Genomic DNA, 13,646 nt, shown 5'->3' with positions numbered 1-13,646 from the left:
AGAGCCCGCGCAAATTTTTTCATCAATTGAATTGATTCGGGGCTGGTCAATGCAGGGAAAATGAATCTACCCTCGGTACTTGTTCACATAGAATTTTTCACCATGCCTGTCTTGATTGAAGCTTTCCTCGACCCCGCCTCGTCGACCTACAGTTACGTGATCTACGAAGCCGATGGCGGCCAATGCGCCATCGTCGACCCGGTGCTCGACTACGATCCGGCAGCCGGCAGGACACACACCGTCCAGGCAGACAAAATCATCGCGTTCATCCGCGAACATCAATTGCAGGTGCAATGGTTGCTGGAAACCCACGCCCATGCCGATCACCTGTCTGCCGCGCCTTATCTGCGCCGCGAACTGGGCGGCAAAATAGCGATCGGTGAGTCGATCAGCAAGGTTCAAGGCGTGTTCAAAAGCCTGTTCAACCTGGAGCCGGAATTTCGCATTGATGGTTCGCAGTTCGATCATCTGTTCGCGCCGGGCGAGTCGTTCATGATCGGTAATCTCAAGGCCACCGCCCTGCATGTGCCCGGCCACACCCCGGCGGACATGGCTTACCTGATTGACGATGATGTGATTCTGGTCGGCGACACCTTGTTCATGCCGGATGTGGGCACCGCACGCTGCGACTTTCCCGGCGGCAACGCCAACCAGTTATATGCTTCGATTCGTAAACTGCTGGCCTTCCCGGCCAGTGTGAGTCTGTACGTCTGCCACGATTACCCGCCCGAAGGTCGCAAATCCCTGTGCATGACCACAGTCGGCGAACAGCGCAAAAGCAACATTCACGTGCATGACGGTATTGATGAGGCGGCGTTTGTCGAAATGCGCACTCGACGCGATGCCGGGTTGGGCATGCCAAACCTGTTGCTACCAGCAATTCAGGTGAATGTGCGGGCCGGAAATTTGCCCCCAGCCGAGAGTAACGGCGTGACCTACCTGAAAATCCCCATCAACCAACTATGACGCCCCGCCCTCTGCGTAGCAGCTGTCGAGCAACGCGAGGCTGCGTCTGCGGTTTGCCTGACAAAACTCGATTGCCGGGTTTGCGACGGCTGCGCCGCCGGACGCTGCCTCGCGGGGCTCGACAGCTGCTACAAATCCCACCAACAAACTCTGACTCCCCCTACCCTCCGCGTAGCAGCTGTCGAGCAACGCGAGGCTGCGTCTGCGATTTTCCAGACAAAACCCAATGGCCGGGATTGGGGTTAGTTGGACAGGGTCAGGCCATTCGCCGGCAACGGCAGCGCGGTTTTGTAGCGCACTTGCTTGAGGGCGAAGCTCGAACGAATGTTCGCCACGCCAGGGACTTTGGTGAGGAAATCCATCATGAAGCGCTCCAGCGACTGGATGGTCGGCACCAATACCCGAATCAAATAGTCCGGGTCGCCGGCCATCAAATAGCATTCCATCACTTCCGGGCGATCCGAAATCGCTTCCTCGAAATGCTGCAACGCCTCTTCCACCTGTTTCTCCAGACTGACGTGAATGAACACATTCACGTGCAGCCCCAACAGGTCCGCATCCAACAGCGTCACTTGCTCGCGAATCAGGCCCAATTCTTCCATCGCCTTGACCCGGTTGAAGCACGGTGTCGGCGACAGATTGACCGAGCGTGCGAGGTCGGCGTTGGTGATGCGCGCATTCTCTTGAAGGCTGTTCAAAATGCCGATATCGGTACGGTCCAGTTTGCGCATGAGACAAAACCACCTGTTTTTTATGTTTATTCAGATTTTTTATCCTTAAATGATCTTCAGTGCAACGAAACAGAGATAAATATTCTTCTTCGCCGGGCCTATGATTGTTGTAGGACAAGAATTCTTCCACAGAGGAATGACGGTCAGCTCACTACAAGAAATTCACAAGATCGAGCGTAGAAGCCATGAAACAAGCGTACGAACCGCTGCAACTGCACGTTCCCGAACCCTCGGGCCGTCCCGGCTGCAAAACCGACTTCTCCTACCTGCGTCTGACCGACGCCGGCACGGTGCGCAAACCTTCCATCGACGTTGAACCCGCCGACACCGCCGACCTGGCCAAAGGCCTGATTCGCGTGCTCGACGACCAGGGCAATGCCCACGGTCCGTGGGCTGAAGACGTACCGGTCGAGATCCTGCGTAAAGGCATGCGCGCCATGCTCAAGACCCGGATCTACGACAACCGCATGGTCGTCGCCCAGCGTCAGAAAAAAATGTCGTTCTACATGCAGAGCCTCGGCGAAGAAGCCATCGGCAGCGGCCAGGCCCTGGCCTTGAACATCGACGACATGTGCTTCCCCACCTATCGTCAGCAAAGCATCTTGATGGCCCGCGATGTGCCGCTGGTGGGCCTGATCTGCCAACTGCTGTCCAACGAGCGCGATCCGCTCAAGGGCCGCCAGTTGCCGATCATGTACTCGGTGAAAGACGCCGGCTTCTTCACCATTTCCGGCAACCTCGCCACCCAATTTGTACAGGGCGTGGGCTGGGGCATGGCCTCGGCGATCAAGGGCGACACCAAAATCGCCTCGGCCTGGATCGGCGACGGCGCCACCGCCGAATCCGACTTCCACACCGCCCTCACCTTCGCTCACGTGTACCGGGCGCCGGTGATCCTCAACGTGGTCAACAACCAGTGGGCAATCTCCACCTTCCAGGCCATTGCCGGCGGTGAAGCCACCACGTTTGCCGGTCGTGGCGTCGGCTGCGGCATTGCCTCCCTGCGGGTTGATGGCAACGATTTCGTCGCGGTCTACGCCGCCTCTGCCTGGGCCGCCGAACGTGCACGCCGCAACCTCGGCCCGACCATGATCGAGTGGGTCACCTACCGCGCCGGCCCACACTCCACCTCCGATGATCCGTCCAAGTACCGTCCTGCCGACGACTGGAGCTACTTCCCGTTGGGCGACCCAATTGCGCGCCTCAAGCAGCACCTGATCAAGGTCGGTCACTGGTCCGAAGAGGAACACACCGCCGTCAGCGCCGAGCTGGAAGCCGAAGTCATTGCCGCACAGAAAGAAGCCGAACAGTACGGCACCCTCGCCGGTGGCCAGATTCCAAGCGCCGCGACCATGTTCGAAGACGTCTACAAAGAGATGCCGGAGCACTTGAAGCGCCAGCGTCAAGAGTTGGGGATCTGACATGAACGACCACAACAACAAAATTGAGCTGGAAACCGCCATGACTACGACCACCATGACCATGATCCAGGCCCTGCGCTCGGCCATGGATGTGATGCTTGAGCGTGACGACAATGTCGTAGTCTTCGGCCAGGACGTTGGCTACTTCGGCGGCGTGTTCCGTTGCACCGAAGGCCTGCAGACCAAGTACGGCACCTCCCGTGTGTTCGACGCGCCGATTTCCGAAAGCGGTATCGTCGGTGTCGCCGTGGGCATGGGCGCTTACGGTCTGCGCCCGGTGGCCGAGATCCAGTTCGCCGACTACGTCTACCCGGCGTCGGACCAGATCATTTCCGAAGCCGCCCGCCTGCGTTATCGCTCGGCCGGCGAGTTCACCGCCCCGATGACCCTGCGCATGCCTTGCGGCGGCGGCATCTACGGCGGCCAGACCCACAGCCAGAGCATCGAGGCGATGTTCACTCAGGTTTGCGGTCTGCGCACGGTCATGCCGTCCAACCCCTACGACGCCAAAGGTCTGCTGATCGCCTCCATCGAAAACGATGACCCGGTGATCTTCCTTGAGCCAAAACGCCTGTACAACGGCCCGTTCGACGGCCATCACGATCGCCCGGTAACCCCTTGGTCGAAACACCCGGCCGCACAGGTTCCGGACGGTTACTACACCGTGCCGCTGGACGTCGCCGCCATTGCCCGTCCGGGCAAGGACGTGACTATCCTGACTTACGGCACCACCGTTTATGTGTCGCAAGTGGCGGCTGAAGAAACCGGCATCGACGCTGAAGTCATCGACCTGCGCAGCCTGTGGCCGCTGGACCTGGACACCATCGTCAAATCGGTGAAGAAAACCGGCCGATGCGTGATCGTTCACGAAGCGACCCGTACCTGTGGCTTCGGCGCCGAACTGGTCGCGCTGGTGCAAGAGCACTGCTTCCACTACCTGGAAGCGCCTATCGAACGCGTCACCGGTTGGGACACTCCCTACCCGCACGCGCAAGAGTGGGCGTATTTCCCTGGTCCGTCCCGTGTGGGCGCGGCTTTGCATCGGGTAATGGAGGTCTGAATGGGCACGCACGTTATTAAAATGCCGGACATTGGTGAAGGCATTGCAGAAGTTGAATTGTCGGTATGGCACGTCAAGGTCGGCGACATGGTCGTCGAAGATCAGGTGCTGGCCGATGTGATGACCGACAAGGCGATGGTCGACATCCCTTCGCCAGTCCACGGCAAGGTGATCGCGCTGGGCGGTGTGCCCGGCGAAGTCATGGCGGTTGGCAGCATCCTGATCAGCATTGAAGTGGAAGGCGCGGGCAACGTTAAAGAGTCGGCGCAGCCTGCTCCAGTTAAAGAAGCGTCGGTTGCAGCGCCTAAAGTTGCAGCCGTGGTGGAAAGCAAACCGGTCGCTGCCGCAGCGCCGCGAGCCGCCGTTTGCCAAGGCCCGATGGTGGCTCGCGAGGCCGACGAACGTCCGCTGGCCTCCCCGGCCGTGCGCAAACACGCGCTGGACCTCGGCATTCAATTGCGCCTGGTACGTGGCAGCGGCCCTGCCGGCCGTGTGTTGCACGAAGACCTCGACGCCTATCTGGCGCAAGGTCAGTCGAATGCATCGACCGTGACCTCCGCTTACGCCCAGCGTAATGACGAAGAGCAAATCCCGGTCATCGGCATGCGCCGCAAGATTGCCCAGCGCATGCAGGACGCCACCCAGCGTGCCGCACACTTCAGTTACGTCGAAGAAATCGACGTCACCGCCGTCGAAGAGCTGCGCGCACACCTGAACGAAAAACACGGCGCAACCCGTGGCAAGCTGACCTTGCTGCCGTTCCTGGTCCGCGCTCTGGTGGTCGCCCTGCGCGACTTCCCGCAGATCAACGCCCGTTACGACGACGAAGCCCAAGTCATCACCCGCCTCGGCGCGGTGCATGTGGGCATCGCCACCCAGGCCGACATCGGTTTGATGGTACCGGTCGTCCGTCATGCCGAAGCCCGCAGCCTGTGGGACAACGCGGCCGAAATCTCCCGTTTGGCCACCGCCGCACGCAATGGCAAGGCCAGCCGCGATGAATTGTCCGGTTCGAGCATTACCCTGACCAGCCTCGGCGCCTTGGGCGGCATCGTCAGCACCCCGGTGCTGAACCTGCCGGAAGTGGCGATTGTTGGCGTCAACAAAATCGTCGAACGCCCGATGGTGGTCAAAGGCCAGATCGTGATTCGCAAGATGATGAACCTCTCCAGCTCCTTCGATCACCGCGTGGTCGATGGCATGGACGCGGCGCAATTCATCCAGGCCGTTCGCGGCTTGCTCGAACAACCCGCTACCCTGTTTGTGGAGTAAGGCATGCAATCTCTGAACACCACACTGCTGATCATCGGCGGCGGCCCTGGCGGATATGTGACGGCGATTCGTGCCGGTCAACTGGGCATTTCCACCATTTTGGTAGAAGGCGAATCCCTGGGCGGCACCTGCCTGAACATCGGCTGCATCCCGTCCAAGGCGTTGATTCACGTGGCCGAGCAGTTTCACCAGACGCAACACCACAGCCAGCATTCGGCTTTGGGCATCAGCGTTTCGGCGCCGACCCTCGACATCACCATGAGTGTCGAGTGGAAGAATGGCATCGTTGATCGCCTGACCACTGGCGTCGCAGCGCTACTGAAAAAGAACAAAGTCSAAGTGATTCAAGGCTGGGCCAAGGTCGTCGACGGCAAAACCGTCGACGTCGGCGACACGCGTATTCAGTGCGAGCACCTGGTGCTGGCCACCGGGTCGAAAAGCGTAAACCTGCCGATGCTGCCGATTGGCGGCCCGATCATCTCCTCCACCGAAGCCCTGGCGCCGAAGTCCGTGCCAAAACGGCTGACCGTGGTCGGTGGCGGCTATATCGGTCTGGAGCTGGGGATTGCCTATTGCAAGCTCGGTGCCGAGGTCAGTGTGGTCGAGGCGCAGGAACGCATCCTGCCCGCCTATGATGCCGAACTGACTCAGCCGGTACACGACGAACTGAAAAAACTCGGCGTGAAGCTTTACTTGAAGCACAGCGTTCAAGGCTTTGATTCAGAAAGCAACTTACTGAAAGTATTGGGTCCGGATGGCGACACTCTGAATCTGGAAACCGATCAGGTGTTGGTGGCCGTGGGCCGCAAACCCAATACTCAGGGCTGGAACCTCGAAGCGCTGAACCTGGACATGAACGGCTCGGCGATCAAGATCGACCACCGCTGTCAGACCAGCATGCGCAACGTATACGCCATCGGCGACCTGAGCGGCGAACCGATGCTTGCGCACCGGGCCATGGCTCAGGGCGAGATGGTGGCCGAACTGATCAGCGGTAAAACCCGCGAGTTCAACCCCACCGCCATCGCGGCCGTGTGCTTTACCGACCCGGAACTGGTGGTGGTCGGCAAGACCCCGGATGAGGCCGAGACCGCCGGTCTGGACTGCATCGTCTCCAGCTTCCCGTTCGCGGCCAATGGCCGGGCGATGACGCTGGAATCGAAAAGCGGCTTTGTGCGGGTTGTCGCTCGTCGGGACAATCATGTGATTGTCGGCTGGCAAGCGGTGGGTGCGGGGGTTTCCGAACTGTCTACGGCGTTCGCGCAAAGCCTGGAAATGGGCGCGCGGCTGGAAGACATCGGCGGCACCATCCATGCGCATCCGACGCTGGGCGAGGCTGTTCAAGAAGCGGCTTTGCGTGCCCTCGGCCATGCGTTGCACCTGTAAATCCGGACGCAAAACCCTGTAGCAGCTGACGAGCACCGCAAGGCAGCGTCCGGCGACGAAGTCGTCGCAAAACCTGCCACCCAGTGCTTTCAGGTACACCGAGCCAGCTGGAATGCGACGACTTCGTCGCCGGACGCTGCCTCGCGGGGCTCGACAGCTGCTACACGGGACGTATCGATGGTCGCAGAGATCGAATTGCAGGCTGCGAAACCACCTCGGAATGAAGTATTGTTGTCCCCATCCAAAAAACGTCAGAAGCCTTGAACCGTTTCGGCGGTTGTTCAGTGATAGAGGGTGTCATGGGTAACGAAAGCATCAATTGGGACAAGCTGGGTTTTGACTACATCAAGACAGACAAGCGCTTCTTGTCGTACTGGCGCAATGGCGAGTGGGACAAAGGCACCCTGACCGAAGACAACGTGCTGCACATCAGCGAAGGCTCCACTGCCCTTCACTATGGCCAGCAATGCTTCGAAGGCATGAAGGCCTATCGTTGCAAGGACGGTTCGATCAACCTGTTCCGCCCGGACCAGAACGCCCTGCGCATGCAGCGCAGCTGTGCACGCCTGCTGATGCCGTTCGTCGAAACCGAACAGTTCATCGAAGCCTGCAAAGCAGTGGTCCGCGCCAACGAGCGTTTCATCCCGCCTTACGGCACCGGCGGCGCGCTGTACCTGCGTCCGTTCGTGATCGGCGTGGGTGACAACATCGGCGTACGTACCGCCCCCGAGTTCATCTTCTCGATCTTCGCCATTCCGGTCGGCGCCTACTTCAAGGGCGGCCTGACCCCGCACAACTTCCTGATCTCCAGCTTCGACCGTGCAGCCCCACAAGGCACCGGCGCGGCCAAGGTCGGTGGCAACTACGCCGCCAGCTTGATGCCAGGTTCCCAGGCCAAGAAAGCGCACTACGCTGACTGCATCTACCTGGACCCAATGACCCACACCAAGATCGAAGAAGTCGGTTCTGCCAACTTCTTCGGGATCACCCACGACAACAAGTTCGTCACCCCGAACTCGCCGTCGGTCCTGCCAGGCATCACCCGCCTGTCGCTGATCGAACTGGCCAAATCGCGTCTGGGCATGGAAGTGATTGAAGGTGACGTGTTCATCGACAAGCTCTCGGACTTCAAAGAAGCCGGCGCTTGCGGTACCGCGGCCGTGATCACCCCGATCGGCGGCATCAGCTACAACGACCACTTGCACGTGTTCCACAGCGAAACCGAAGTCGGCCCGGTCACCCAGAAGCTCTACAAAGAGCTGACCGGTGTACAGACCGGCGACATCGAAGCGCCGGCGGGCTGGATCGTCAAGGTTTGATCTGACACTGCTGTTCGCTTGAGCTTGAGCAAAAAAGCCCGGCTATCGATTGGATAGCCGGGCTTTTTTTCGCCTTCGATTTGTCAGAGTTATTCTTACAATTCAATGGGTAGCGGAAATCTCTTGATGCCTTTTATCAATAGGCATTGATGATCCGTTTGAAGACGGCAGCACCAAGTCGAACTGCGCGCCAAGCGCCTTGCGCCCCATCGCCGTCAACGTCAACGCCCGGCTGTCCAGGTCCTGCGTCACCCACTTACGTTTGATCGCGGATTGCAGCAACGCCGCCCCCAACGAGCCACCCAGATGCGGCCGACGCATGCTCCAGTCCAGACACGGACACGCGAAACGGCGGCGTAGCGTACTCAGGTCCTTGACCTCAATGCCCAATCCTTCAAACAGCGCCTCGCCGCTGTCACTCAACCGATAAGCCTGCTCATCGGTTTCCAACAACCAGCCTTTCTCCAGCATCCGGTCATGCAGCAACACCGCCAGCGTGCCGGCCATGTGGTCGTAGCAGGTGCGAGCGAATTGCAGGCGATCCGGCGTGCGCGAGTTGAACGTCGGCGCGGTGTTCTGGCCGATCACCATCAGCGCTTCCAGTGCCTGGGCCACGCGTTTGTCCGCCAGGCTGTAATAACGATGGCGGCCCTGCACGTGCAGCCGCACCAGCGCCAGTTCCTTGAGTTTGGACAAGTGCGCGCTGGCGGTGGAGGCGCTTACCTCGGCAATCGCCGCCAGTTCGGTGCTGGTGCGGGCGTGGCCGTCCATCAGCGAACAGAGGATTTTCGTCCGGGCCGGCTCCGCGATGGCTGCCGCTACGTGAGAGACGCCGATGTCGTGTTGTTCTACGTTCATATTTCGCTCCCGGACGAATCAAGGGCCTTTCGGACTGGAGATAGTAGCAACACTTTCCCCACCCCGAACGAGGCTGCGACCCATGGACCCGATCATCGCTGCGACTCATGCCGACCCTTATCCCTATTACGCGCAATTGCGTGACCAAGGAGGACTGATTTTTCACGAAGGACTGAAAATGTGGGTGGCCAGCAGCGCCCGAGCGGTCGCCGCCGTACTGGCACACCCTGATTGCCATGTCCGGCCGGTCGCCGAACCGGTGCCCAAGGCGATTGCCGGCGGCCTGGCGGGCAAGGTGTTCGGGCAGTTGATGCGGATGAATGAAGGTGAACGGCAGCGCTGCCCGAGGTCGGCGATTGAGCCAGGGCTAGGGTTGATTGATGGGGATGAAGTCAATGCGTTGGTGGCGGCGCGATTGATCACGCCGGACGTCGACGGTTTGTACAACGCCATGTTTCGCGGGCCGGTGTGCGTGGTGGCGGCACTGCTGGGGTTCACGCCGGCTCAGGGTCGGACGATCAGCGAGCTGACAGCGGATTTCGTGGCATGCCTGTCGTCGCTCAGCGTTCAGGCGCAACTCAACGCAGCACAGGCTGCCGCTGAACATTTACGAGGTTACTTCATTGAGTTGCTCGACGACCCGGACAATAAAAGCCCACTGCTCACCGGGATTCGCGAGCGCTTCGCTGGCGACCAGGAAACGCTGATCGCCAATCTGATTGGCCTGTTTTCCCAGACCTTTGAAGCCACTGCGGGGCTGATCGGCAATGCGCTGTTGGCGGTGATTCGACATCCATCGCTTCAGCAGGGCTGCGTAGATGATTTGATTGCCGAAACCCAGCGTTTTGACCCGTCGGTGCAAAACACTCGCCGGTTTGTTGCCGCGCCCTGTGAGATTGAGGGCGTGCGCCTGCATGCGGGCGATGTGGTTCTGGTGCTGTTGGCGTCGGCCAATCGCGATCCGCAGCTGAATGACAGCCCCGACGTCTTTCGTCTGGATCGCCCGCAGCGCCGAAGTTTTACCTTTGGCGCGGGGCGGCATCAGTGTCCGGGGCAAGTATTGGCGTTGGGGATTGCCAGTGCGACGTTGCGGGAGATTCTGGCGCACCAGCCTGCGCTGGAGCGGTTAGCCTGGGAGTACCGGCCTTCGTTGAATGGGCGGATTCCGGTGTTTCGTGATGTGGCGTGAGACCGCGAAGACGTCATGACAAACGACGCATCATTCAAAACCTGTCAATCAATTACACCAACGCGCGCTCTATCCGGCCAGAACAATGCTGCCTGCCCCCGATGCTCGCCGTGCTGATCGATCAGGGTCCAGACTTTGCCTTCGTAAATCATGAAGGCATTGCCGTCCCTGTCCACCCGCCAGCCGCTATAGCCGTGAGCAATTCCGTTGACCGTAACCTGTTCCAGCAATGTCTGGCGCGTGGCTCGGTCCAACGGTGAAGCGCTGAACCGTGACGGCATACCAAGGAACTGCGAGCGATCGTATTTGAAACTGGCCAGCGTCTGTTCATTGGCATAGAAGAAACGAGGATCGTCTTCAGTGCCATGGGCTAACAGGCTGTAAGGCGCGTGCTCGTGCAACCAGTGCAAGCGTTCCGTTCCGGTCAGTGATTCAGGGGCCGGCAGACCCTGGCCGGTCCAGTGCCGAAAAGCCTCGTCCAGCAGTTGAACAGCTGCATATTCGTTGATTGGCGACACGCGCCCTCCCATAACATGGCGTCGGTGAAGCTCCCCGCCTCGACCACCGCGACGAAGACTTCCATTGGCCTGAGTTTGGCCATGATCATGCCTGCATTAAATACATCAGGTTAAAAGAGTTGTTACCGGCGATGTGTTTATCCGCAGGGGCTTTCTCCCTAGAGTCACCGTAATAACATTGAACATCGAGCCAGCATTGATGCAAACCCTTCTGGACAAGTCATTAAGTTCTTTTGCCCGGGCCGACCTTCTGCAAGGCCCGACGCCCATCCAGCGCGCTGAACGCCTTGAGCAGCAGTTGGGTTTGAAGGCGCAAGGCATCGGCCTGTTCCTCAAGCGCGATGATCACATGCTGATTGGCGGTGGTGGCAACAAACTGCGCAAACTCGAATTTCATCTCGGCGCAGCATTGGCGGCCGGGGTCGAAACGGTCATCACCATCGGCGGCCTTCAATCCAACCATGCGCGGCTGACCGCTGCGGTGTGTGCCCGCCTCGGTATCGCCTGCGAACTGATCCTCACCCGATAAGTCCCGAAAACGGAAGTGGGCTACGAACTCAACGGCAACGTCCTGCTCGACCAGTTGTTCGGCGCCTCCATCTGCGTGCTGGCCGGTGGCAGCGATTCACTTGCCGAAGCCGAGAAACGCGCCGAACACCTTCGGGCTTCCGGGCACAAGGTACTGGTGATTCCTACGGGCGGCTCGACACCGCTGGGCGCTCTTGGCTATGCGCGCTGCGCGGAGGAGATTGCGCAACAAGAAACCGAACTCGGCCTCACCTTCAATCAGGTCGTGGTACCCAACGGCAGCGCCGGCACCCACGCCGGGCTCGCGGCCGGGTTTCAGTTGCTGGATCGAGGTACTTCGCTGGTGAAGTCGTACTCGGTTTTATCAGACAGGGATACCTCAGCGGCCAGAACCCTGCAACTGACCCAGGATGTACTGTCTTTACTTGGCAGCAGCGCCAGTGTTCAGGCTTCAGAGATCGTCATCGACGGCAGTCAGTTGGGCGATGGATACGGCCTGCCGACACCGGCCATGCTGGACGCGGTGCGTTTGATGGCTCGCGCTGAAGGGCTGTTGATCGACCCGGTATATTCCGGGAAAGCGTTCGCCGGGTTGCTGGCCGATCTCACTCAAGGAGGCTTCCGATCCGGTGACAATGTGCTGTTTGTGATGACCGGCGGTACACCGGGGTTGTATGCGTATCGGGAGGCGTTTCAGGGCTGAAGGTTAGTCCCCGACAAGCCACCTCGCCAAAAAAATCCTTTCATCCCAAGCCTCAGTCAATCATCCCGCGTCAGCACTTCCAGCAGTTCAATCTCGAAAATCAGGTTCGAGTTCGGCGTAATCTTGCCCATCGTCCGTTCGCCATAGGCCAGATGCGCCGGCACCAGCAATTTGCGCTTGCCGCCCACCTGCATCCCCATAATCCCCTGATCCCACCCTTTGATAACCCGGCCAGTGCCAATCACGCACTGGAAAGGTTTGCCACGACTATAGGACGAGTCGAACTCGGTGCCGTCTTCCAGCCAGCCACGATATTGGGTGGTGATCAGCGCGCCTTTGACGGCGGCTTTGCCGTCGCCTGGCTGGAGGTCGATGATTTGCAGTTGTTCATTCATGACGATGTTGGTCTGTTTGCGGTATTCGAGGGTCGTGGTTTTCCCAGAAAATCATCCTGCTTGCAACTCTTCAGGTTCCTTTATCGGAATGGGACAATCGCTGCACATCAAGTCTAGCGCTCGCTAGATAGAAAGCGACTGCAACCAAGCGGTCCGGTGAACTAACATAAGCACCAACGTTTCCCTCGGTTTAATACCCAATGACTCTCCCTGAATGAATCTGCTCTGGATCAGCGCAGCCATTGGCTCAGTCATGCTTGCCCTGCTCATCGCGATGATCTATCGAGAGCGCTCGCTGAAAAAACAACTGGGCGAGTGTCGTGCACTGATTGCCAGCCTGTCCGAGGGACCGTCCGTGCGTCAGGATGGCGACGCCGAACGCTTCAAACGCAGTCAATACTTCGCCCGTATCGGCACCTGGGACTGGGACGTCGACACCGACAAGCTCTACTGGTCGGACGCGATCTACGGCATGTTCGGCTTCAAGATCGGCGAAGTGACACCCTCCTACGCCCTGTTTTGCTCCTGCGTACACCCGGAGGACCGCGCCAGCGTGCGCGCCGGGGAATTGCGTTGCCTTGAAACCGGGGAAAACCATGACGAAGAATACCGCGTCGTCTGGCCCGACGGCAGCATTCACTGGTTGCGAGAGACCGGCAACGTGGTCAAGAACGACCACGATGCCACCATCAAAATGATGGGCGTAGTGCGCGACATCACAGAGGAAAAAGCTTCCGCCAGTTACCTGCAATACCTGGCTCATTACGATCCACTGACCGGGCTGCCCAATCGACTGGTGCTGGAAGAACGTTTGTCCGAGGCACTGGAACAAGCCCGTATCGGCGCCACACGGGTTGTGCTGGTGTTTGTCGACCTCAACGGTTTCAAGGCCATCAACGATCACTACGGCCATGCGGCCGGCGACCGCGTCCTGATCGCCACGGCCGCCCGGTTGAAAAAAATATTGCGTTCCACCGACACCGTCGCCCGAATCGGCGGCGACGAATTTGTGGTCATTCTCCAAGGATTGCCTCAGGACATCTGCCTGCAGGATGAAGCGCGCAGCATCTGCCAGAAAATCTTCGTCGAACTTTCACCGCCGATCATCATCGGTAACGACCAGCGCCACATCGGCACCAGTCTCGGGGTCGCGGTGTACCCGGACCATGCGCCAAGCATGGACCGGCTGATTCATATTGCGGACCTGGCGATGTATGAGGCCAAGCGCAGTGGGAATAATCAGTATCGGTTGGGCTTCGAGAGCCCTGTGCGAGCTCCCGGCCAATAGGGCTTGAACGCT

12 protein-coding genes and 1 pseudogene are annotated in these 13,646 nt (G+C 59.4%); 9 read left to right on the top strand and 4 right to left on the bottom strand.

Features of this window, described 5'->3' with window-relative positions; translation table 11 throughout:
• Positions 1-102 precede the first annotated feature (102 nt).
• A complete protein-coding gene (locus tag AC1DWM_RS08675) occupies positions 103-966 on the top strand; it encodes an MBL fold metallo-hydrolase (protein ID WP_223516956.1) in 864 nt (287 codons plus the stop codon).
• 242 nt (positions 967-1,208) lie between these two features.
• On the opposite strand, the gene bkdR is transcribed toward AC1DWM_RS08675, so the two are convergent.
• Complete coding sequence (gene bkdR / locus AC1DWM_RS08670) at positions 1,209-1,697, bottom strand: Bkd operon transcriptional regulator BkdR (protein ID WP_223516958.1); 489 nt, start codon at positions 1,695-1,697, stop codon at positions 1,209-1,211.
• Positions 1,698-1,882: 185 nt separating this feature from the next.
• Here bkdR and AC1DWM_RS08665 point away from each other — a divergent pair, with 185 nt between their 5' ends.
• From AC1DWM_RS08665 to AC1DWM_RS08645, 5 genes are all read left to right on the top strand, one after another.
• Complete coding sequence (locus tag AC1DWM_RS08665) at positions 1,883-3,118, top strand: 3-methyl-2-oxobutanoate dehydrogenase (2-methylpropanoyl-transferring) subunit alpha (RefSeq protein WP_223516960.1); 1,236 nt, start codon at positions 1,883-1,885, stop codon at positions 3,116-3,118.
• Between the two features lies 1 nt (position 3,119).
• Entirely contained in the window at positions 3,120-4,178 is a 1,059-nt protein-coding gene (locus tag AC1DWM_RS08660; protein ID WP_007948485.1) for an alpha-ketoacid dehydrogenase subunit beta, read from the top strand.
• Positions 4,179-5,450, top strand: coding sequence for a dihydrolipoamide acetyltransferase family protein (locus AC1DWM_RS08655; protein ID WP_477795021.1), 1,272 nt, complete (start codon positions 4,179-4,181; stop codon positions 5,448-5,450). It begins immediately after the preceding gene.
• 3 nt (positions 5,451-5,453) lie between these two features.
• Positions 5,454-6,836, top strand: a complete 1,383-nt coding sequence (gene lpdA / locus AC1DWM_RS08650) for a dihydrolipoyl dehydrogenase (RefSeq protein WP_477795020.1) — start codon at positions 5,454-5,456, stop codon at positions 6,834-6,836.
• 299 nt (positions 6,837-7,135) lie between these two features.
• Positions 7,136-8,155 (top strand): branched-chain amino acid aminotransferase, encoded by a 1,020-nt coding sequence (locus AC1DWM_RS08645; protein ID WP_223516966.1) that lies wholly within the window; start codon positions 7,136-7,138, stop codon positions 8,153-8,155.
• A gap of 102 nt (positions 8,156-8,257) precedes the next feature.
• Here AC1DWM_RS08645 and AC1DWM_RS08640 read toward each other — a convergent pair whose 3' ends face one another.
• Positions 8,258-9,013 carry an ArsR/SmtB family transcription factor gene (locus AC1DWM_RS08640; protein ID WP_477795019.1) on the bottom strand — a complete coding sequence of 252 codons (756 nt, stop codon included), beginning with the start codon at positions 9,011-9,013 and terminating at the stop codon, positions 8,258-8,260.
• Between the two features lie 82 nt (positions 9,014-9,095).
• Here AC1DWM_RS08640 and AC1DWM_RS08635 point away from each other — a divergent pair, with 82 nt between their 5' ends.
• Positions 9,096-10,202, top strand: a complete 1,107-nt coding sequence (locus AC1DWM_RS08635; RefSeq protein WP_477795018.1) for a cytochrome P450 — start codon at positions 9,096-9,098, stop codon at positions 10,200-10,202.
• Between the two features lie 44 nt (positions 10,203-10,246).
• Here the strand turns inward: AC1DWM_RS08635 and AC1DWM_RS08630 are convergent, their stop codons facing one another.
• Entirely contained in the window at positions 10,247-10,732 is a 486-nt protein-coding gene (locus AC1DWM_RS08630) for an MEKHLA domain-containing protein (protein ID WP_477795017.1), read from the bottom strand.
• Positions 10,733-10,919: 187 nt separating this feature from the next.
• Here AC1DWM_RS08630 and AC1DWM_RS08625 point away from each other — a divergent pair.
• Positions 10,920-11,951, top strand: a pseudogene (locus AC1DWM_RS08625) (D-cysteine desulfhydrase family protein).
• Between the two features lie 56 nt (positions 11,952-12,007).
• Here the strand turns inward: AC1DWM_RS08625 and AC1DWM_RS08620 are convergent.
• The gene (locus AC1DWM_RS08620; RefSeq protein ID WP_223516973.1) at positions 12,008-12,346 is read right to left on the bottom strand and encodes an FKBP-type peptidyl-prolyl cis-trans isomerase; all 339 of its coding nucleotides are present in this window, start codon (positions 12,344-12,346) and stop codon (positions 12,008-12,010) included.
• A 214-nt stretch (positions 12,347-12,560) separates the two neighbouring features.
• On the opposite strand from AC1DWM_RS08620, the gene AC1DWM_RS08615 reads away from it, so the two are divergent.
• Positions 12,561-13,634, top strand: a complete 1,074-nt coding sequence (locus tag AC1DWM_RS08615) for a diguanylate cyclase domain-containing protein (RefSeq protein WP_477795016.1) — start codon at positions 12,561-12,563, stop codon at positions 13,632-13,634.
• Positions 13,635-13,646 lie beyond the last annotated feature (12 nt).

The sequence above is a fragment of the Pseudomonas sp. P4_C8 genome (assembly GCF_056401975.1).
Note: the sequence above shows the minus strand (reverse complement) of the source record. Positions and strands in the feature narration are given on the sequence as shown.

Coding starts and splice junctions, on each gene's coding strand:
- AC1DWM_RS08675 (WP_223516956.1), top strand. CDS start 103: ATGCCTGTCTTGATTGAAGCTTTCCTCGACCCCGCCTCGTCGACCTAC.
- bkdR (WP_223516958.1), bottom strand. CDS start 1,697: ATGCGCAAACTGGACCGTACCGATATCGGCATTTTGAACAGCCTTCAA.
- AC1DWM_RS08665 (WP_223516960.1), top strand. CDS start 1,883: ATGAAACAAGCGTACGAACCGCTGCAACTGCACGTTCCCGAACCCTCG.
- AC1DWM_RS08660 (WP_007948485.1), top strand. CDS start 3,120: ATGAACGACCACAACAACAAAATTGAGCTGGAAACCGCCATGACTACG.
- AC1DWM_RS08655 (WP_477795021.1), top strand. CDS start 4,179: ATGGGCACGCACGTTATTAAAATGCCGGACATTGGTGAAGGCATTGCA.
- AC1DWM_RS08645 (WP_223516966.1), top strand. CDS start 7,136: ATGGGTAACGAAAGCATCAATTGGGACAAGCTGGGTTTTGACTACATC.
- AC1DWM_RS08640 (WP_477795019.1), bottom strand. CDS start 9,013: ATGAACGTAGAACAACACGACATCGGCGTCTCTCACGTAGCGGCAGCC.
- AC1DWM_RS08635 (WP_477795018.1), top strand. CDS start 9,096: ATGGACCCGATCATCGCTGCGACTCATGCCGACCCTTATCCCTATTAC.
- AC1DWM_RS08630 (WP_477795017.1), bottom strand. CDS start 10,732: ATGGGAGGGCGCGTGTCGCCAATCAACGAATATGCAGCTGTTCAACTG.
- AC1DWM_RS08620 (WP_223516973.1), bottom strand. CDS start 12,346: ATGAATGAACAACTGCAAATCATCGACCTCCAGCCAGGCGACGGCAAA.
- AC1DWM_RS08615 (WP_477795016.1), top strand. CDS start 12,561: ATGAATCTGCTCTGGATCAGCGCAGCCATTGGCTCAGTCATGCTTGCC.